At 65.9% G+C, this 18450-nt stretch carries 17 protein-coding genes and 3 pseudogenes; 11 read left to right on the top strand and 9 right to left on the bottom strand.

Annotated features, from left to right (window positions below; translation table 11 throughout):
• Positions 1-520 (bottom strand): annotated as a pseudogene (locus J0695_RS05930) (N-acetylmuramoyl-L-alanine amidase); the annotation flags it as partial.
• Between the two features lie 417 nt (positions 521-937).
• On the opposite strand from J0695_RS05930, the gene J0695_RS05925 reads away from it, so the two are divergent.
• Positions 938-2158 (top strand): amidohydrolase, encoded by a 1221-nt coding sequence (locus J0695_RS05925; RefSeq protein ID WP_206960771.1) that lies wholly within the window; start codon positions 938-940, stop codon positions 2156-2158.
• A gap of 732 nt (positions 2159-2890) precedes the next feature.
• Here J0695_RS05925 and J0695_RS05920 read toward each other — a convergent pair.
• Together J0695_RS05920 and J0695_RS05915 are read right to left on the bottom strand one after the other, a co-directional pair.
• Complete coding sequence (locus tag J0695_RS05920; RefSeq protein WP_206960769.1) at positions 2891-3124, bottom strand: hypothetical protein; 234 nt, start codon at positions 3122-3124, stop codon at positions 2891-2893.
• Positions 3125-3281: 157 nt separating this feature from the next.
• Complete coding sequence (locus tag J0695_RS05915) at positions 3282-3644, bottom strand: hypothetical protein (RefSeq protein WP_206960768.1); 363 nt, start codon at positions 3642-3644, stop codon at positions 3282-3284.
• A gap of 819 nt (positions 3645-4463) precedes the next feature.
• On the opposite strand from J0695_RS05915, the gene J0695_RS05910 reads away from it, so the two are divergent.
• The 7 genes from J0695_RS05910 (at position 4464) to J0695_RS05880 (ending at position 11939) form a co-directional block, all read left to right on the top strand.
• Positions 4464-5528 (top strand): BMP family lipoprotein, encoded by a 1065-nt coding sequence (locus J0695_RS05910; protein ID WP_206960767.1) that lies wholly within the window; start codon positions 4464-4466, stop codon positions 5526-5528.
• A 211-nt stretch (positions 5529-5739) separates the two neighbouring features.
• Positions 5740-7275: an ABC transporter ATP-binding protein gene (locus J0695_RS05905; protein WP_242552264.1), complete on the top strand. Its 1536-nt coding sequence runs from the start codon at positions 5740-5742 to the stop codon at positions 7273-7275.
• Positions 7272-8399 carry an ABC transporter permease gene (locus tag J0695_RS05900; protein WP_206960766.1) on the top strand — a complete coding sequence of 376 codons (1128 nt, stop codon included), beginning with the start codon at positions 7272-7274 and terminating at the stop codon, positions 8397-8399. Before J0695_RS05905 ends, J0695_RS05900 begins: the two co-directional genes overlap by 4 nt.
• The gene (locus J0695_RS05895; RefSeq protein WP_206960765.1) at positions 8396-9688 is read left to right on the top strand and encodes an ABC transporter permease; all 1293 of its coding nucleotides are present in this window, start codon (positions 8396-8398) and stop codon (positions 9686-9688) included. The genes J0695_RS05900 and J0695_RS05895 overlap by 4 nt, the downstream gene beginning before the upstream one ends.
• Complete coding sequence (locus J0695_RS05890; RefSeq protein ID WP_206960764.1) at positions 9685-10080, top strand: cytidine deaminase; 396 nt, start codon at positions 9685-9687, stop codon at positions 10078-10080. Before J0695_RS05895 ends, J0695_RS05890 begins: the two co-directional genes overlap by 4 nt.
• Positions 10081-10309: 229 nt before the next feature.
• A complete protein-coding gene (locus tag J0695_RS05885) occupies positions 10310-11593 on the top strand; it encodes a thymidine phosphorylase (protein ID WP_206960763.1) in 1284 nt (427 codons plus the stop codon).
• A gap of 64 nt (positions 11594-11657) precedes the next feature.
• The gene (locus tag J0695_RS05880; protein ID WP_206960762.1) at positions 11658-11939 is read left to right on the top strand and encodes an STAS domain-containing protein; all 282 of its coding nucleotides are present in this window, start codon (positions 11658-11660) and stop codon (positions 11937-11939) included.
• 12 nt (positions 11940-11951) lie between these two features.
• On the opposite strand, the gene J0695_RS05875 is transcribed toward J0695_RS05880, so the two are convergent.
• The 4 genes from J0695_RS05875 to J0695_RS05860 form a co-directional block, all read right to left on the bottom strand.
• Positions 11952-12359: a PIN domain nuclease gene (locus tag J0695_RS05875; protein ID WP_206960761.1), complete on the bottom strand. Its 408-nt coding sequence runs from the start codon at positions 12357-12359 to the stop codon at positions 11952-11954.
• Positions 12356-12583: a type II toxin-antitoxin system VapB family antitoxin gene (locus J0695_RS05870; protein ID WP_206960760.1), complete on the bottom strand. Its 228-nt coding sequence runs from the start codon at positions 12581-12583 to the stop codon at positions 12356-12358. The genes J0695_RS05875 and J0695_RS05870 overlap by 4 nt, the downstream gene beginning before the upstream one ends.
• Positions 12584-12659: 76 nt before the next feature.
• On the bottom strand, positions 12660-13646 hold the full coding sequence (locus J0695_RS05865; protein WP_206960759.1) for a sigma-70 family RNA polymerase sigma factor: 987 nt from the start codon (positions 13644-13646) through the stop codon (positions 12660-12662).
• A gap of 91 nt (positions 13647-13737) precedes the next feature.
• Complete coding sequence (locus J0695_RS05860; RefSeq protein ID WP_206960758.1) at positions 13738-14439, bottom strand: L,D-transpeptidase family protein; 702 nt, start codon at positions 14437-14439, stop codon at positions 13738-13740.
• 375 nt (positions 14440-14814) lie between these two features.
• On the opposite strand from J0695_RS05860, the pseudogene J0695_RS05855 reads away from it, so the two are divergent.
• Positions 14815-15424, top strand: a pseudogene (locus tag J0695_RS05855) (IS701 family transposase); the annotation flags it as partial.
• A 427-nt stretch (positions 15425-15851) separates the two neighbouring features.
• On the opposite strand, the gene J0695_RS05850 reads toward J0695_RS05855, so the two are convergent.
• Entirely contained in the window at positions 15852-16202 is a 351-nt protein-coding gene (locus J0695_RS05850) for a hypothetical protein (protein WP_206960757.1), read from the bottom strand.
• Between the two features lie 579 nt (positions 16203-16781).
• Between J0695_RS05850 and J0695_RS05845 the strand changes: the two genes are divergently transcribed.
• Complete coding sequence (locus J0695_RS05845; RefSeq protein WP_206960756.1) at positions 16782-17129, top strand: hypothetical protein; 348 nt, start codon at positions 16782-16784, stop codon at positions 17127-17129.
• A 139-nt stretch (positions 17130-17268) separates the two neighbouring features.
• Here the strand turns inward: J0695_RS05845 and J0695_RS45600 are convergent, their stop codons facing one another.
• Positions 17269-17586, bottom strand: coding sequence for a transposase (locus tag J0695_RS45600; protein ID WP_372445707.1), 318 nt, complete (start codon positions 17584-17586; stop codon positions 17269-17271).
• Positions 17587-17967: 381 nt separating this feature from the next.
• On the opposite strand from J0695_RS45600, the pseudogene J0695_RS05835 reads away from it, so the two are divergent.
• Positions 17968-18450, top strand: a pseudogene (locus tag J0695_RS05835) (hypothetical protein); the annotation flags it as partial.

Below are 18450 nucleotides of genomic sequence, written 5' to 3'. Positions count from 1 at the left end.
GGCCGGGGGACGGGGTTTCCGTCGCGTCGGCGTCGGCCGCGTCCGCCGCGTACGCCACCGGGGCCATCGCCACGTTCACCGAGGTCTTCTGCTGCTTGTCGCCCACCAGGTCGAGGCGCAGGCCCGCCGGGATGCCGGTCGCGCCGCTCTTCGACGTCACCCTGGCCTGGACGCCGTCGGAGAGGCCGACGTACAGAGGTGCGCTGCCGCCGCGGGCGTTCGGCTCGGCGCCCGCGTCGGGGGCGTCGTCGTTCTCGGCCTGGACGCTGTGCCAGTCGGACCAGGCGCCGGTGGCGAGGCGGTGGGTCCGTACCTCGATGTCCGCGTCGAGCTTGGCCTTCGGGCTGGTCCAGGTCACGCCGACCAGACCGAACTGCTCGGTGTCGCGCTTCGGCAGCGTGAGCCTGCCGTCCTTGCCGCTCAGCTGCAGCGCCTGCACGGCGCTGGACACCGGCTTCTGCGCGGCCGATTTACCGGCCGTGGATCCGCTGTCGCCGGGGGCGAAAACAGTGGCCGTCATGATCCCTGCCCCGCCGACGACAACAGCCCCGACCGCGATCCAGACGCGTCCGCGTCCGACAGGTCTTCGGACAGCCCGTGCTCCCATGCCCCACCCCTGGTGTTGAAGTAAACAACCGTGCAAGCGGGGACTCTATATCGCAGCAGGGAACGGGCTGTGCGCGGATCTTGGGGTCCCGGGGAGGGCCGCGGAGCCGGTGTGACGCAGCTCGCGCGGGGCGGTGCGATGCGTCTCCGGGCGGGTCCGCGGTGGGGCGGAGTGCGGCTGACCAGGGTGGAAGACCGAAAACCGTACCCATCATGGTGATGCTTCATGCATCGGGAGGTGACCGAACCTTCGCCTATGCGGCTGAACTTTTGTTGATCGAGGGTTAGTTGGACCCCTTCGGGGCCTACCCTTCAACAGGTGAACCAGTTGATGTCCCGTGAGCCCGATGCCGAGTCCGACGCCGGAGCACCCCTCCTCGGCACGCTGCCCACCGAGCTGCGCGCCGAACTCATCGCCTTCCGACGCGACTTGCACATGCATCCTGAGCTCGGCAATCAGGAGTTCCGGACCACCGCCGCGCTCAAGAAGCGCCTCGAGGCGGCCGGTCTCGTACCGCGTGTCCTGGACTCCGGCACCGGCCTGATGTGCGACATCGGCAGCTGGGACGGTGTACGGCCCATGCTCGCCCTGCGCGCGGACATCGACGCACTGCCCATTCCGGACACCAAGACCGACTGTGTCTACCGCTCCACCGTCCCCGACCGGGCGCACGCCTGCGGACACGACATCCACACCACCACCGTCCTGGGCGCCGGACTCGTCCTCGCCGCGCTCGACCGGCAGGGGCTGCTGCCGCACCCGGTGCGCCTGGTCTTCCAGCCGGCCGAGGAGGTGCTGCCCGGGGGAGCACCCGACGCCATCGACTCCGGGGTCCTTGACGGGGTCGGACGGATCATCGCGGTGCACTGCGACCCCAAGGTCGACGCGGGCCGCATCGGGCTGCGTACCGGACCCATCACGTCCGCCTGCGACCGGATCGAAGTGACCCTGGACGGACCCGGCGGGCACACCGCGCGGCCCCACCTCACCACCGACCTCGTCACCGCGGCCGCGAAGGTCGCCACCGAGGTGCCCGCCCTGCTGTCCCGGCGCATCGACGCAAGGTCGGGGCTCGCGCTGACCTGGGGGCGCATCGAGGCCGGGCACGCGTGCAATGTGATCCCGCAGCACGCCGAACTCTCGGGCACCGTGCGCTGCCTGGACCTCAAGGCATGGCACGACGCACCCGATCTGGTGCATGCCGCGATCGTCGAGATCGCCGATCTGCACCGGGCCAAGTCGGTCGTCGAGTACGTACGGGGCGTGCCGCCCGTCGTGAACGACCCCGCCGTCACCGAACTGCTGCGCGACGCGATGGTGGCCAGGCGCGGGGCGTACTCCGTGGAGGACACGGAGCAGAGCCTGGGCGGCGAGGACTTCTCGTGGTACCTGGAGAAGGTGCCCGGTGCGATGGCCAGGCTCGGCGTCCGTACACCCGGCGACAGCGCCCGCGGGGATCTGCACCGGGGGGACTTCGACGCGGACGAGACCTCGATCACCGTGGGGGTCGAACTCTTCACCGCGGCAGCGCTGTTGGACGGTGAAGGCTGATCCCGTGGCGAAAGGTGAATGACGTAGTCCCCAGAATCCCATGTCGGGGTTCGGTGCATGGTAGGTTCTTGGCTCCGTTCCGGGGCATCCATTTGCGTAACCTATTGCAGCGCTTGCTCGATGAGGTTAGATAGATCTCGAACGCAAATATGGGCTGGCCTGTGAATACTCACTGACCAACGAGACGGTCAGCCCTGATGGCCGACGGGGGATCAGTGGACGGCATGGCTCCGTATCGACAGGACGGAATCAATGACGCAGTACAAAGCTGGTTCCCCCCACTCATACGAGTGTCAGGAGAGAACTATGAAGTCATTCACCAGAATTGCGACATCTGCCGTCGCCATTGTCGGTCTTGGTGCCACGGGGATACTGCTCGCGCCGCCCGCTTCTGCCGACGTCTCGCCTCAGGCTGCCTCTTGCAAGGTTTGGAAGAACAGTGCAGGGACCATCGGCTACGCGAAATGCTCCGGAGTCCGTTCCGTTCGAGTCGAAGTAACCTGTATCAGTTATACCGGAGCCAGTCATATCGAGTACGGTTCGTGGGTTGACAGTAAGTACACTTCGTACCACAAGTGTGCCGGTGCCGATGCCGGGCAAGCGGGCGTTCTCAAAGTCATCGCTCAGGCGAGGTTTTAGTTGGCTTAATTATTTCTGCTCATGGAAATATAGGTGAGCAGCCCTGGGTATCCGAAGGATAGTCGGATACCCAGGGATCATGAGACGGAGAGATCAGTCTTCCATCTCGCTGCCGACTGTGAGGACACCGGCTTGGCCAGCATCGGCACCGGCGCACTTGTGGCTCGAAGTCTTGTTGTTGGCGACCCAGGGACCGACCTCGAAGTGCCTGACTCCGGTGTAACTGATGCAGGTCACCTTGACTCGGAAGGCGCCGATGTGGCCGAGTCCGGAACAGTGCGCGTAGCCGATGGTCCCGGCACCGTTGGTCCACGTGTTGCAGTCCACGCTTTGGGGCTGGAACGACTCAGCAGATGCAGACGGCGCTAGTGTCAGCCCCGTCGCGCCCAGGCCGATGATTGCCGCGGCAACTGCTGAGAGTCTTGTGAGTGACTTCATGGTTCTCCCGTGATATTTCGTGTGAGTGAGGTGCGAAATGCCTCAGCTAGCCCAAATCCACCTGGTAGCCCGTGTGATATACGCCGGCCTGACCGGCATCGGCACCCGCGCACTTGTGGCTCGACTTTTTGTTGTTACCGACCCATGCGCCATACTCGATGTGCTGGGCGCCCGTGTAGCTGATGCACGTCACCTTGGCCCGAAAGCGGTCAATGTTCGCGAGGTTTGTGCACTCGGCGTAGCCGATGGTTCCGGCGTCATTCTTCCAGGAAGAGCACTTATAGCTGATGGTCTTGGGTGTAACCCTGGTGTCAGCGCTAGCCGAACTGGCAGGTGCCACAAGGACTCCGCCCACAGCTGCCACCGACAGCAGCCCGGCAATGATCGAGCCTGTGATGTATCGCGTCACATTTCCCCCTCCATCGGGGGAAGTGGGCATGCCGAGACATGTCGTCCACTGATCCCCCGTTCGGCCATCAGGGCTCACCATCTCGCTGGTCGTCGAGTGGTCACCGGTGAGCCCAAATTTGCGTTCGAGATCTGTCTAACCCGTTTCAGTGGTCACTGCAAGGGGTTCCGAAGATAGAAGGCCCTCTTCCGGAGTCAAGATTTCACCATGCTCCGAAGCGCCGCTACTTTTAAAATGACTCAGGCGCCACAATTCAGTCATAGGTAAGGATGTCTGGGCGAGCCAGACAATCCCTCGCAGGCGCAAAGAGCTCTGATCCCCACGGCCCGGATCGTCGAACTTCTGGCAGTCGGCCCCTGCGGGACCTACTCTCGACAGGTGAGCCGGTCGTAGCCCGACAAGGAAGAGATCTCCCCCGCGGAGGGCGCAGGGCCGTTCTTGGACGTTCTCGATCAGCAAGGGCCGCGAACACGGTGCGCTTGTTTTCTCAGCCGACCGAGGAGGTGCTGCTCGACGATGCTCCCGGAAGCCCCACCACCCGCTCCCACCGTGCGGCCGGCTTTGTCGTCGCCCCGAAGGGCTTCATCGCAGTGGCGGCCCGTCGACCCGGGGGCGCTCGTTCGAGGCAGGTGCCGTCCTGGGTGCCGCTGGGACGGTGCCCGACGGACACGATGCGTAGGTGTCGGCATTGCCGCCCGTTCGCTTCGATCCGATAACAGCTTCCGAACGGGTCTTTAACTGACATCTACGCGCGTTACGATCGCGGCGAAAACCAGCGCCAGAAGAGGCGCTTCGGGTTTGGTTTGAAAGGACCTCCTCTTGCGCCGGGTAACCAAGATCGCCGCCAGTGGCATAGCCACCGCCGCGCTCGCACTCTCCGTCTCCGCGTGTGGTTCCACCTCGAACGAGAAGGACAAGGCCACCGACGGCTCGTCCTCCTCCGCAGGCAAGAACGGTGTCAAGGTCGGTGTCGCGTACGACGTCGGCGGCCGTGGCGACCACTCCTTCAACGACTCCGCCGCGCGCGGCATGGACAAGGCCAAGGCCGAGTTCGGTGGTGAGCTCAAGGAGCTGACCGCCAAGACGACCGACACCGAGGCCGACCGGGTGCAGCGCCTCACCGACCTCGCGGACGCGGGCTACAACCCGATCGTCGGCATCGGCTACGCCTACGCCAACTCCATGAAGCAGGTCGCCACCAAGTATCCGAAGCTCACCTTCGGCATCGTGGACTCGGTTGTAGACGCGAAGAACGTCGACAACATCGTCTTCACCGAGGAGCAGGGCTCCTACCTCGCGGGCGTCGCCGCCGCGCTGAAGACCAAGTCGCACCACGTCGGCTTCATCGGCGGTGTGGACGTTCCGCTGATCAAGAAATTCGAGGCGGGCTTCAACCAGGGCGTCAAGGACACGGATAAGTCGATCAAGGTCGACAACCAGTACCTGAGCCACGGTTCGGACACCTCCGGCTTCGCCAGCCCCGACAAGGGCAAGGCCGCTGCGCAGGGCATGCTCGACAAGGGTGCCGACGTGATCTACTCGGCAGCGGGCTCTTCCGGCAACGGTTCCATCGAGGCCGTGAACGGCAAGAAGGGCACCTGGGCGATCGGCGTCGACTCCGACCAGTACAACATCGCCTCGCTGGCCAAGTACAAGAGCTCGATCCTGACCTCGGTCGTCAAGAACGTCGACATCGGTGTCTACGAGCTGGTCAAGTCCGTCCACGACGGCAAGCCGAAGGTCGGTACCAACACCTACGCGCTCGCCGACGGCGGTGTCTCCCTGGTCACGAGCGGTGGCTTCATCGACGACATCCAGGTCAAGATCGACGCGGCCAAGAAGAAGATCATCGACGGTACGGTCAAGGTCAAGACCACTCCCTGACCTACCCCGCACCGCAGCGTGACGAGGGTCCGGCGAGGGGAGTGGCCTCCCTTTCGCCGGGCCCATAACAATGTGTCAACTCTACGCGTGTAGCGCGGAGTTGACGCGCTAGCGTCACCGCACCCCCGCCTCCGCCGGGCCCTCGCGGCCCCACCACTCCTTCCACTGAGGAGAGTGCGCCATCAACGCGTCCAGCCCTCCCGCCGTCGTCCTGCGCGGCATCACCAAACGCTTCCCCGGTGTCGTTGCCAACAAAGACATCGACATCACTGTCCGCAAGGGCACCGTGCACGCGCTCTGCGGTGAGAACGGAGCCGGCAAGTCGACCTTGATGAAGATCCTCTACGGCATGCAGAAGCCTGACGAGGGAACGATCACGGTCGACGGCGCGGAGGCGACGTTCGCGAGCCCCGCGGACGCCATCGTGCGCGGCATCGGCATGGTGCACCAGCACTTCATGCTCGCCGACAACCTCACCGTCCTGGAGAACGTCGTTCTCGGCGGCGAGAAGCTCTACGGTATCGGCAACAAGGCCCGGAAGAAGATCCAGGAGATATCCGACGCGTACGGACTCGGGGTACGCGCGGATGCCGTCGTGGAGGACCTCGGCGTCGCCGACCGCCAGCGGGTGGAGATCCTCAAGGTCCTCTACCGCGGCGCGACCACCCTGATCCTCGACGAGCCGACCGCGGTCCTGGTCCCGCAGGAGGTCGATGCACTCTTCGACAACCTGCGCGAGCTCAAGTCCGAGGGCCTGACCGTCATCTTCATCTCGCACAAGCTGGGTGAGGTGCTCTCGGTCGCCGACGAGATCACGGTCATCAGGCGCGGCACGACGGTGGGCACCGCAGATCCGAAGACCACGACTTCCAAGCAGCTCGCCGAGCTGATGGTCGGCAGCGAGCTGCCCTCCCCGGAGACCCGCGAGTCGACGGTCACAGACATCCCCATGCTCACCCTCGACGATCTGCGGCTGACTGCCACGGACACCGACGGTGTCGTACGCGAAGTGCTCTCCGGTATTTCCTTCACCATCCACCAGGGCGAAGTCCTGGGGATCGCGGGGGTGGAGGGCAACGGCCAAGCCGAGCTGGTCGAAGCGATCATGGGCATGCGCGACCCCGACGGCGGTGTCATCACGCTTGGCACCGCCGACATCTCACACGCACCGACCCGCAAGCGTCGCGAGGGTGGCGTCGGCTACATCCCCGAGGACCGCCACCGCCACGGGCTCCTCCTCGAAGCGCCGCTTTGGGAGAACCGCATCCTCGGCCATGTCACCGAGCGCCCCAACTCCAAGCACGGCCTCATCGACGCCAAGGCTGCGCGCGTCGACACCGCGCGGATCGTGCGTGAGTACGACGTCCGTACCCCCGGTATCGACGTCACCGCGGCCTCCCTGTCCGGTGGCAACCAGCAGAAGCTGATCGTCGGACGCGAGATGAGCCACAAACCCAAGCTGTTGATCGCCGCGCATCCCACCCGGGGTGTGGACGTCGGCGCGCAGGCACAGATCTGGGACCAGATCCGTGAAGCGCGCCGGGAGGGACTTGCCGTCCTCCTGATCTCCGCCGACCTGGACGAGCTGATCGGCCTGTCCGACACCCTGCGGGTGATGTACCGGGGCCGACTGGTCGCCGACGCAGACCCCGCAACGATCACCCCCGAAGAACTCGGCTCCGCGATGACGGGCGCCGCCAGCGGCCACCTGGAGCACCAGGACGGGACCGGGGGAGAGGACCGATGAAAAAGTTCACCGCGCGCATCGACAAGGAGCGGCTGATCCTGGCGCTGGCCGCGCCCGTACTCGCAGTCGTCGCCGCTCTGGTCGTCACTGCCCTGGTCATCCTGGCCACCGGCAAGGACCCGTTCGCCGCCTTCAGCGACATGCTGAGCTACGGCTCGGCCAGCGACAGCCAGATCTACATCCTCAACAAGGCGACGACCTACTACCTCGCGGGCATCGCGGTGGCCATCGGCTTCCGGATGAACCTCTTCAACATCGGCGTCGACGGCCAGTACCGCATGGCCGCTTTCTTCGCCGCGGTCGTCGGTGGTGCGCTCTCGCTCCCGGGCATCGTCCAGATCCCGCTGATGATTGCCACCGCGATGCTCGTCGGCGCCATGTGGGCGGGCATCGCAGGCATTTTGAAGGTGACCAGGGGCGTCAGCGAGGTCATCTCGACCATCATGCTGAACGCCATCGCCACCGCGGTGATCGGCTATTTGATGCAGCCCGGTCGGCTCGGCCAGCTCGACGACGCGGGCACCCTCGTCTCCACCAAGCCGCTGCCCAAGTCGTCGTGGTTCTTCTCCATCGACACCGGTCCGGCCGGCGTGCTGTGGGGCTTTTTCGTGATCGCGGCGCTGGCAGGGCTCGCGTACTGGTTCGTCCTGGGGCGCACGCGCTTCGGCTTCGACCTCCGCGCCGTCGGCCAGTCCGAGAGCGCGGCCTCCGCGAGCGGCGTCAGCGTCAAGAAGATGATCGCCACCAGCATGATCATCTCTGGCGCCATGGCAGGTCTCATCGGTATGCCCACGCTGCTGAACGACAGCCACATGTACAGCAACGACTTCCCGCTGGGCATCGGGTTCACCGGTATCGCCATCGCCCTGCTGGGCCGTAACCACCCGGTCGGGATCGCGCTCGGCGCGCTGCTCTGGGGCTTCCTGGAGCGCACCACCAACCACCTGGAATTCATGGGGTACGACAAGGAGATCCTCGGCGTGATCCAGGGCGTCATCGTCCTGTGCGTCGTCATCGCCTATGAGGTCGTACGCCGCTACGGACTCAAGCGCCAGCAGCAGAGGGTCGGCGCCGAACTGGCGGCGCAGGCCGCCCGGTCGATCAAGAAGGAGGTGACGGCATGAGCGCCACCATGACCCAGGCCCCGCCCCCCCCGGCGGCACCCAAGGCTCCGGGCTCTCGGTCGGGCCGCTCCAAGCTCTCCCTCGCGAAGATCCTGCTGATCGTCGCGGGAGCCCTGGTACTGCTCTCGCTCGTCCGCGTCATCACCGGCGCGGACCAGCTCACCTCCGAAGGGCAGATCAGCGCCTCGCTGGGCCTCGCCGTCCCGATCGGCCTCGCCGGTCTGGCCGGGCTCTGGTCCGAGCGGGCCGGAGTGGTCAACATCGGCCTCGAAGGCATGATGATCCTCGGTACGTTCGGTGCCGGCTGGATCGGCTGGCAGTCCAGCCCCTGGCTCGGCCTCCTCGCCGGTGTCACCTTCGGCATGCTGGGCGGTCTGCTCCACGCGATCGTCACCGTCACTTTCGGCGTGGACCACATCGTCTCCGGTGTGGCCATCAACCTCCTTGCGCTGGGCGTCACGCAGTACCTCGCCAAGGTGTTCTTCAACCACGGCGATGCGATGGCCAAGGGCGGTAACCCCAAGCAGTCTCCACCCGTCGACTCCATGCCGGACTTCACCGTCCCCGGACTTTCGAGCGGGCTCGCCAGTATCGAGAAGCACCACTGGTTCCTCGTCTCCGACCTGGCCGGCATTCTCGGCGGTCTGGTCACTGACGTCTCCGTGCTGACGATCCTGGCCGCACTGCTCTTCATCGGTACCTGGTGGGTGCTGTGGAAGTCGGCTTTCGGACTGCGTCTGCGCTCCTGCGGCGAGAACCCGATCGCCGCCGAATCGCTGGGCGTCAACGTCTACACGTACAAGTACGCGGCTGTGGCGATCTCCGGCGGGCTGGCTGGTCTTGGTGGCGCGTTTCTGGCGATCGTCCCCTCGCACATCTATCTGGAGGGCCAGACCGGCGGCCGTGGCTACATTGGCCTCGCGGCGATGATCTTCGGTAACTGGCGGCCAGGTGGGCTCGCCATGGGCGCGGGCCTGTTCGGCTTCTCCGACGCCCTGCAACTGCGCAACGGCGGGGAGACGGTGCACGCGCTGCTGCTGCTCATCGTCGTCCTGCTGGTGCTGCTCGCTGTCTGGAAGCTGTACAAGAAGGCGATGCTCCAGGGCGCGATCAGCGGCGTCGTGGCCGTGCTCGTCCTGGTCTGGTATCTGGTGACGGATGATGTCCCGTCCGATTTCGTGGGCGCGACGCCGTACATTGTGACGCTGCTGGTGCTGTCGCTGTCCGCGCAGCGCCTTCGGATGCCCAAGGCAGACGGCATGCGCTACCGGAAGGGCCAGGGCAAGTGACGGACAGCGTCGACTGGGAAGCCCTGAGGGCGGAGGCCCGCAGAGCGATGTCCCGCGCGTACGCGCCGTACTCGCACTACCCGGTCGGCGCGGCGGCCCTGGTCGACGACGGCCGCACCATCACCGGCTGCAACGTGGAGAACGCCTCGTACGGACTCGGTCTGTGCGCCGAGTGCGGCCTGGTCTCGACGCTGCAGGCCACGGGTGGCGGCCGTCTGACGCACTTCACGTGCGTGGACGGGAAGGGCGCGGTGCTGATGCCGTGCGGGCGCTGCCGTCAGCTGCTGTACGAGTTCGGGGGCCCGGAGCTGTTGCTGGAGACCTCGTCGGGGGTCCGCACCCTGGCGGAGATGCTCCCGGATGCTTTCGGCCCCCAACACCTGTCCGCATAGCGCCGACCCCGACCGAGGCGCTGGCCAGCGCCTGTTGTCCTCAATCGCCGGACGGGCTGAAAATGCCCCAAGCCCGTCCGGCGACCGAGGGCAAATCAAGCCCGTCCGGCGATTGAGGACGACGCGGCCGAAGGCCGCGTGCCCCCGACCCCCTTGTCATAGGCGCGCGGGTCTGCTCGGATAGGTGATCTACGCGCATAGACACACGCCCTGGAAGGAACACCGCTCCATGACCATGGACGCCATCTCCGTCATCCGCACCAAGCGCGACCGCGAGCGCCTCAGCGACGAGCAGATCGACTGGGTCATCGACGCCTACACGCGTGGCGAGGTCGCCGACGAGCAGATGTCCGCCCTGGCCATGGCGATCTTCCTCAATGGCATGGACCGCGCCGAGATCGCCCGCTGGACCGCCGCGATGATCAACTCGGGCGAGCGGATGGACTTCTCCACCCTGCCCCGCACCACCGCCGACAAGCACTCCACGGGCGGCGTCGGCGACAAGATCACCCTCCCGCTGGCGCCCCTCGTCGCGGCCTGCGGAGCCGCCGTACCGCAGCTCAGCGGCCGTGGGCTCGGTCACACGGGCGGCACGCTCGACAAGCTCGAATCGATCCCCGGCTGGCGCGCAGACATCTCCAACGAGGAGATGATGCGTGCCCTCACGGACGTCGGCGCGGTCATCTGCGCCCCCGGCAGCGGCCTCGCGCCCGCCGACAAGAAGCTCTACGCGCTGCGCGACGTGACCTCCACCGTCGACTGCATTCCGCTCATCGCCTCCTCCATCATGTCCAAGAAGATCGCCGAGGGGACGGGCTCGCTCGTCCTCGATGTGAAGGTCGGCTCCGGCGCCTTCATGAAGGAGATCGAGAAGGCGCGCGAGCTCGCCGAGACGATGGTCGGCCTCGGCAGGGACCACGGCCTGCACACCGTCGCGCTGCTCACCGACATGTCCACCCCGCTGGGTCTGACGGCCGGGAACGCCCTCGAAGTCCGCGAATCCGTAGAGGTGTTGGCGGGCGGTGGCCCGGCGGACGTCATCGAGCTGACCCTCGCCCTGGCCCGCGAAATGCTGGACGCGGCGGGCCTGAAGGACGCGGACCCGGCAAAGGCGCTGGCCGACGGCTCGGCGATGGACGCCTGGCGCCGCATGATCGCGGCACAGGGCGGCGACCCGGGCGCGGCGCTGCCGGTGGCCCGTGAGACGCACGTCGTCATGGCCCCGTCCACCGGCGTGCTGACCCGCCTGGACGCCCTGGGAGTCGGCGTCGCCGCCTGGCGGCTCGGCGCGGGCCGGGCGCGCAAGGAGGACGTGGTCCAGATGGGCGCGGGCATCGAGATGCACGCCAAGCCGGGCGACGTGGTCACGGCCGGCCGGCCGCTGCTGACCCTGCACACGGACACCCCGGAGCGGTTCGAGTACGCCCTGGAGTCCCTGACCGGCGCGTACGACATCGCCGCGCCCGGCACGGAGTTCACGGCGTCCCCGATCGTCCTGGACCGCATCGCCTGATCAGGATGTGAGACTGGCCGGGGTACGGCGATGAGTTCCGTACCCCGCCCCGGTCTGTATCCCTGTGAAGGCCACCGAACCGCTCGTCCTCGTCATCACCCGCCCGGTCACCCGGGAGGATGTGCCCTGCCTGTGCGAGGAGTTGCGGATCCTGCTGTACGGAACGGGGGCGCCCGAGGTGACCTGCGACGTCGGCGTCCTCACCGACCCGGGCCTGGCCGCGGTGGAGGCAATCGCCCGCCTGCGCCTCACGGCACGCGAACTGGGCAGCGTCCTGCGGCTGCGCGACGTACCACCAGGCCTGAAAGCACTCCTCGACCTGGTGGGGCTGGGCGACAACTCCTAGGCAGTGGCCTGTCTATCTCAGGTCGATCATTCGGGCGGGCTGACCGGTGGTGCGGGCAATGGTCTCGAAGTCGTGGTCGTGGTGCAGCAGTGTCAGCCCGGACTGCTCGGCCACTGCTGCCAGGAGGAGGTCGACAGGCCCGGCGCTGCGGTGCTCACCCTTCGAGGTGAGCTGCTCCTGGATGTTGCGGGCGCGCCGGTAAATGCCGTCCGGCATAGGGCACCAGGTGAACTGAGACAGGCGCTCCCGGACGATGTCGCGGTCTTTCACGGAACGGGCCGAGTAGAGGAGCTCCAACTCGGTCAGATCGCACAGGGCTACGAGGCCTGCGCCGACGCGGTGTTCCCAGTCTTCGGTGGCCTGACGCAGCAGGAGGCGTGCGAGAGCCGAGGTGTCGATGAGATAGTCGGCGACGCTCAACGACCCGATCCGCCCCGGTAGTTGCGCTTGTCGAGGAGGATCTCCATATCGAGGCCCCCCTCTTGGGTGAGGTCTTGCAGCTCATGGAGCGCGCGCAGGCGGCGGTTGCGGTCGACGATCTCGCGCAGCGCGGTGTTGATGGTGTCGCGCTTGGTCGTGGTTCCGAGTTCCCTGGCGGCTGCTTCAAGCGCGTCGTCGTCGAGGTCGATGACTGTCCGGCTCAATCTCCCCACCTCCTATGTGCATCACTTTATGTGCCAGTATATATGATCCAATATATACTGACGAGGGGTCGGGCCGTCAGGCGTCCAGCTTCGCGGGCAGGTCGAAGAGCGGGAACCAGCGGTCCACGTCCAGGAACGACGTGATGCCGCTGACCTTTCCCTCCGTCATCTCGATGACCATCAGCGCCCACGGGTCGAAGCCCTCGCCCGACGCGCTCGGGTGGTAGTGCGCGAACGCCGGGGTCCCGTTGGCGACCACCGGGACCAGGCGCGAGCCGCGGCAGACCTCGCCGACGCCCAGCATCCAGCCCACGATGTTGTCGTGGCCCTGCAGCCACAGGTCGTACGGGGGCATGGAGAGCGTGGCGTCCTCGTGGAGGAGGGCGGTCAGGGCCTCCATGTCGTACCCCTCGAAGGCGGACACATAGCGGGCCAGCAGCTTCTGCTGCTCCTCGTCCAGCGGGTCCGCCGTGTCCGTCGCGGTCGGGCCGGCCTCGGCGAGGGTCGAACGGGCTCGCTGCAGTGCGCTGTTGACCGAGGCGACCGTCGTCTCCAGGAGCTCCGCCACCTCGCTCGCCTTCCAGGCCAGCACCTCGCGGAGGATCAGCACGGCCCGCTGCTTCGGGGGCAGGTGCTGGAGCGCGGCCATGAACGCCAGACGGATCGTCTCGCGGCCCACCGCCGTCTCCGCCGGGTCCTCGACCGAGGCCAGCACCCGGCCGTCGGGGACCGGCTCCAGCCAGGTCACCTCGGGGCGGGAGTTGAGCGCCGCCTGGGCGACGGGCGTCGACTCCGTGAGGTCCATGGGGCGGGCGCGCTTGTTGCCCGCGTTCAGCATGTCCAGGCAGACGTTGGTGGCGATGCGGTACAGCCAGGAGCGCAGCGAGGACCGCCCCTCGAAGCGGTCGAAGCTCCGCCAGGCCCGCACCATCGTGTCCTGGACCGCGTCCTCCGCCTCGAAGGCCGAGCCGAGCATCCGGTAGCAGTAGCCGGTCAACTCCCGGCGGTGGCCTTCGAGTCGGGCGTCGAGGTCGGTCGGTGTCGGTGCTGCAAGATCGCTCATCGGGAGCGCCCCCCTTGCCTGGAACCCAGCGAATCGGTCGATGACTGGGAACCTACCGGAGGGCACTGACAATCGACCCGGGGCTTGCGGCTCAGGTCCCGGGCTTCCGCCCGTACACGTAGACCTCGTCGCCCTTCTTCAGCAGCGACCAGTACTTCTTCGCCGTCGTGGACGTCATGTTCACGCAGCCGTGCGAGCCCGGCGGGTTCCACATCGACAGGTTCACCGAGTGGAAGGCCTGACCGCCGTCGAAGAACTGGCTGTAGGGCATGGCCACGTTGTAGAGCGACGAGACGTGGTGCAGGTCGCGCCAGTAGACCTTCTTCAGACCGGTGCGGGTCGCGTACCCCTTGCGGCCCGAGCGGATCGGGACCGGTCCGTACACCAGCTTCTTGCCGTCCTGGATCCAGCTCAGCTGGCGGGTCAGGTCGACGCAGGCGATACGGCCCTTGTTGGTGGGGCACTTGCCGGCCTTGTTGGGCGTCTTGCCCGCGGCCTTCTGCTGGTTCATCAGGCTCATCACGCCCCAGGTGACGGAGCCCGCGTAGCCGATGGTCGGGGTGATGCCGTGCTTGGACTGGAAGGCGCGGGTGGCCTTGCAGTCGGCGGCGGACTGCTTTCCGTCCACCGGCCGGCCGAGGAACTTCTCGACCTGCTTCTGGTACGGGCCGGTGCTCATCGAGCACGAGGCCGCCTGGGCGGGGGCCGCGCCGCCGAGTACCACCGTCAGGGGGAGCACCAGGGCGGTGATCCCGACCGCGACTGCGCCTTTTCGTATGTCTCTGTGCTTCATACGGAGATAGACAGACGGATCGGTCAGTCAGTTGCACGGACGGGGCGGAAGTTTCCGGCGGGCTTCCCCGTGCGGTCGGCCGGTGCGCCGCACCAAACTTGCCCTGATTAGGCGTAATGCCCGTATTACGACTATAGGATCCGCTGCATCTCCATCTTGCGGCGTGGCGGTGCGCGCACGGGCCGGCGGGGCTTCGTCCCCTTGGCGGTGTCGGTGTTCCTGGCCGCGGGGCTCGCACCGGTCACGGTACTGGAACTCTCGCGGCGCACGGTGACGGTACGTCTGACCCCATCCCCGGAACCGCAGTTGACGGTGCTGGTCGATTTCCGCGACGGCAGCGGCGCCCACCAGGCCCTGACCCACCTGGCCCCCCAGCCGGTCCCCGCCACCTACATCGCCTGGGTGATCGCGGATTCCGCCTACGGCCAGGAATAGGGATTCCGCCGCTTCCTGGAGGAAGCCGGCGTCGGCTACGTCCTGGCCGTGCCCAAGTTGCAGCAGATCAAGTCGCTGGCCGGGATCTGGCGCATCGACCAGCTCATCGCCGAAGCGCCCGATGACGTCTGGCCACGACTGTCGGCAGGCGACGGTGCCAAGGGCCCGCGCGTCTACGACTGGGCCTCGGCGAGGTTGCCGGTCATCGACTTCTTCGACGGCGATGAGCCCACCCACCGCCGTTGGGTGCTGGCCCGCCGCAGTATCAAACGGCCCGACGAGATCGCCTACTACCTCGCCCGCGCACCGATCGCCGCCACCGTCGCCGAACTGGTTCAGATCGCCGGATCCCGCTGGGCGATCGAAGAGTGCTTCCAGGCCGCGAGAACGAATGCGGCCTGGACGAGTACGAAGTCCGCCGCTAACCGGGCTGGTACCGCCACATCACCCTCGCGATACTCGCCACGCATTCCTCGCCGCGATGGCCGCCGCGGCCATCGGAAGGGGGACCGAAGAAACGATCACTGCACGCTCACGTCCCTCACCGTGACCGAAATCCAGAAGCTGCTGGCAGCTTGCCATCCCCGACCAACACCCCATCAACACGGGGTTGTTCACGCGCTGAGATGGTCGAGGTGGCGACGTCACCGTCAAGCCGTCGCCCGCCACTGCCACTACCGGAGCCGAACCCGGACACCTCACGAATCCACCGATCCTGCACCCGCCAGAACACCACCCCACTACACTCAAAATCAGGCGCCTGACCAGCAGGAATAGCGAAGTGCTGCTGGAGTGCTAATCGCTATGAGCGAATTGAAGTGTAATAGCGAGGGTTGCTCGATCTATCGGAAATGATCGCCCGAAGGGACAATATCCCACTCTTGTGCACGGTTACAACTTACCGACGTAAGCGTACCTCAGGGCAGCCCGTAACGGCCCGCCGAGTGATCTGCGACGGGCCGTTACTCATATTGTTCCTAGACTATGCTGCCCGTTGTGTAGGAAAGCGTGATGATGCCTGCCCTATCGGGTGCACCCGCGCAGCGCACACTGGAGGTTTCGCCACTTTTATTTTTTTGCGGACCGGAGAGGTTCCACTTTTGCCCCCTGTCGCCAACACAGGTTACCTTGACCCGAAACTGATGAAGAGGCTGGAGCCCCCAGCACCTCGCGTATCCGGTGCCGCCATCGCTGCTCTTCCAGGTGTTGCATTCGGTGGCCTGCGTGCCCATCTGGCTGGCGCTGGCGGACGGCGCAAGGAGCAAGGAGCTCGCTATGAGCGTGCCACCCATGGCGGCAATCGCACCGTTTCTCATCTTCTTGAGCATACATTTCCCCTGAGCTGATGCGGGGGCCACGAAATTGTTGAGCCCCCGTGCGGATTGGTCTCCACGGGGGCTCTGCGTGTGTGTATTACTGATTAAGCCGACCCCCCGTGATCGCGCCTAGAATTCGTATCATCGACTCGACGGCCAAGTCAATACTCCGCAATGCGAGTGGATAGGAATGCTCAGTTCGTGTTAAATGAAAATTGTCATGGATGTCCGCTTTGTAGTCTATGTACTCGACTTTCTATTTCGCGTCACTGTGGTGACTTGCGGGCGGAACGCGCGCCCATCAGGGGAATCTGCCCTGCATGCTCGCGCGTCGCCCGCCTGACGTATAGAGAATAATTTGCACAATCGCTGCAAAATTACACATAAGGCGCGATTGTGCGGTGCTAATTGAGCAGTTTGCGATTTCTTGGTAAGGCGTTGACCCGACTGGAAGGTTGATGATATGAATGTTCGGCGCGATCACGGGGGGTCGGCTTATTCAGTAATACACACACGCAGAGCCCCCGTGGAGACCAATCCGCACGGGGGCTCAACAATTTCGTGGCCCCCGCATCAGCTCAGGGGAAATGTATGCTCAAGAAGATGAGAAACGGTGCGATTGCCGCCATGGGTGGCACGCTCATAGCGAGCTCCTTGCTCCTTGCGCCGTCCGCCAGCGCTCAAGACCTCGCCCCGCAGGGTGTGGATGTCACCTGCACGACCAGCAAGAGTGCCGATGGTGGCACCGGGTACGCCAAATGCCACGGTCTGGGCTGGGGCGATCATGCCCGCGTGCGCGTCACTTGTATTGGTGACAGGGGACAGAAGTGGGTCCTCTACGGCCCCTGGAAGGGAAACGATCAAACCTCTGGGGTGCGCTGCGAGGGTGCACCGAACAGGGCTGGCGTCACCAGCGTGGGCACACAGTTTGACTACTGACGATATCTAGTCACGGTATGTAACTCATTTATGAGAAGTGGCCCTCAGCCAAGTGGGGGCCACTTCGTATATGCGGATCGCTAAGGGCTGTCCCGTGAGTACTGGACATCTGCGGTCCGATGGTCAGCCGAAGACGAGCTCAACGTCCTTGTCCAAACAGAACCTCATGACGATGACCAGTTGGCAGTTGTCGTCGAGGCGTCGTTGGGGAGCGGGGTCGCTGCCAGCGTGTTGCCGCTGATCGATGATTGCTTCCAGCCGGGGCAGCATGGCAGCGGGCCAACAGCACCGAGGCACCCTCGCGGTCGCTGACGTTCGCGGGGCTCACGCAGACCGCGAGCACCAGGCCGATCGTGGCGACCAGGAGGTGGCGCTTGAAGCCCAGTACTTCCTTGCCGCCGTCGTACCCGTGCCAACCGCCACGCTCGGTGGCCTTGATGCTCTGGCTGTCCAACACCCCGGCACTTGGCGTCGCCTGACGCCCCTGACCAGTACGTTCCCTTTCCCGCAACCTGGCAAGAATCTCCTCCCAGAGACCCTCTATCCGCCACAGCCACCAGTAGTGATAGACGGTCTGCCACGGCGGGAAGTCGTGTGGCAGCAGCCGCTAGGCGCAGCTGGCCCGCACCCAGTACGCCAGGGCATCGACGATCTGCCTGTGCTCATGCTTCGGGGGCCGCCGGGCTTCGGCAGCGGCAGGAGGGGTGCCAACACCGCCCACTCCACGTCGGACAAGTCGGTCGGATACGCGCGCCGTTCCCCGGCCATGTCGGCCTCCCTGAGCGCAGGGACTACTAACTCACCTGCCCTGAGCGGGGCTTCTCAGACCCACTACACGGTGACCCGGGCGGATGTCGTCTGCGGCTACCTGCACAACACCGCCGATCCCCACGGACGCGCCGGCACCACCCAGGTCTCCTCGCCGCCCTCCAGCGTCGACCTGCCCCTGGGCACCAAAGTGACCCTGTCGCTGGACGAGCAGGTTGACGACACCCGCACCTACAAGGCAGGCGACCAGGCCTACTACGACTACGTGGTGACCAACACCAGCGACCAGCCCGTGGACCGACTGGCCATCGACGACGACAAGATCGACGACGTCAGCTGCGCCGCCACCGAGCTGGCCGCGAATCACGAACCCGGCGACAGCACTGTGTGCACCGGCACCTCCCGCGCCCCGAACTCGCCCGCTCCCGGGGACGGGGACGGGGACGGGGACGGGGGTGGCCGGCTCGCCGACACTGGTGCTCCGCTCCTGGTGACGGCGGCGCTTGCCTGGGCCGCGATCCTGATCGCCGCCGGCCTGATGATCCGGCGTAAC

Origin of the sequence: Streptomyces beijiangensis (assembly GCF_017315755.1) — a bacterium.
GTDB classification, from domain to species: domain Bacteria; phylum Actinomycetota; class Actinomycetes; order Streptomycetales; family Streptomycetaceae; genus Streptomyces; species Streptomyces beijiangensis.
The sequence above is the reverse complement of the archived record's forward strand: the minus strand, read 5'-3'. Positions and strand labels throughout refer to the sequence as shown.

Bases quoted from the DNA above. Each gene is read 5' to 3' on its own strand.
- J0695_RS05885 (WP_206960763.1), top strand. From the start codon at position 10,310: ATGACCATGGACGCCATCTCCGTCATCCGCACCAAGCGCGACCGCGAG.
- J0695_RS05865 (WP_206960759.1), bottom strand. From the start codon at position 13,646: ATGAGCGATCTTGCAGCACCGACACCGACCGACCTCGACGCCCGACTC.
- J0695_RS05895 (WP_206960765.1), top strand. From the start codon at position 8,396: ATGAGCGCCACCATGACCCAGGCCCCGCCCCCCCCGGCGGCACCCAAG.
- J0695_RS05925 (WP_206960771.1), top strand. From the start codon at position 938: ATGTCCCGTGAGCCCGATGCCGAGTCCGACGCCGGAGCACCCCTCCTC.
- J0695_RS05900 (WP_206960766.1), top strand. From the start codon at position 7,272: ATGAAAAAGTTCACCGCGCGCATCGACAAGGAGCGGCTGATCCTGGCG.
- J0695_RS05850 (WP_206960757.1), bottom strand. From the start codon at position 16,202: ATGCTCAAGAAGATGAGAAACGGTGCGATTGCCGCCATGGGTGGCACG.
- J0695_RS05860 (WP_206960758.1), bottom strand. From the start codon at position 14,439: ATGAAGCACAGAGACATACGAAAAGGCGCAGTCGCGGTCGGGATCACC.
- J0695_RS05845 (WP_206960756.1), top strand. From the start codon at position 16,782: ATGCTCAAGAAGATGAGAAACGGTGCGATTGCCGCCATGGGTGGCACG.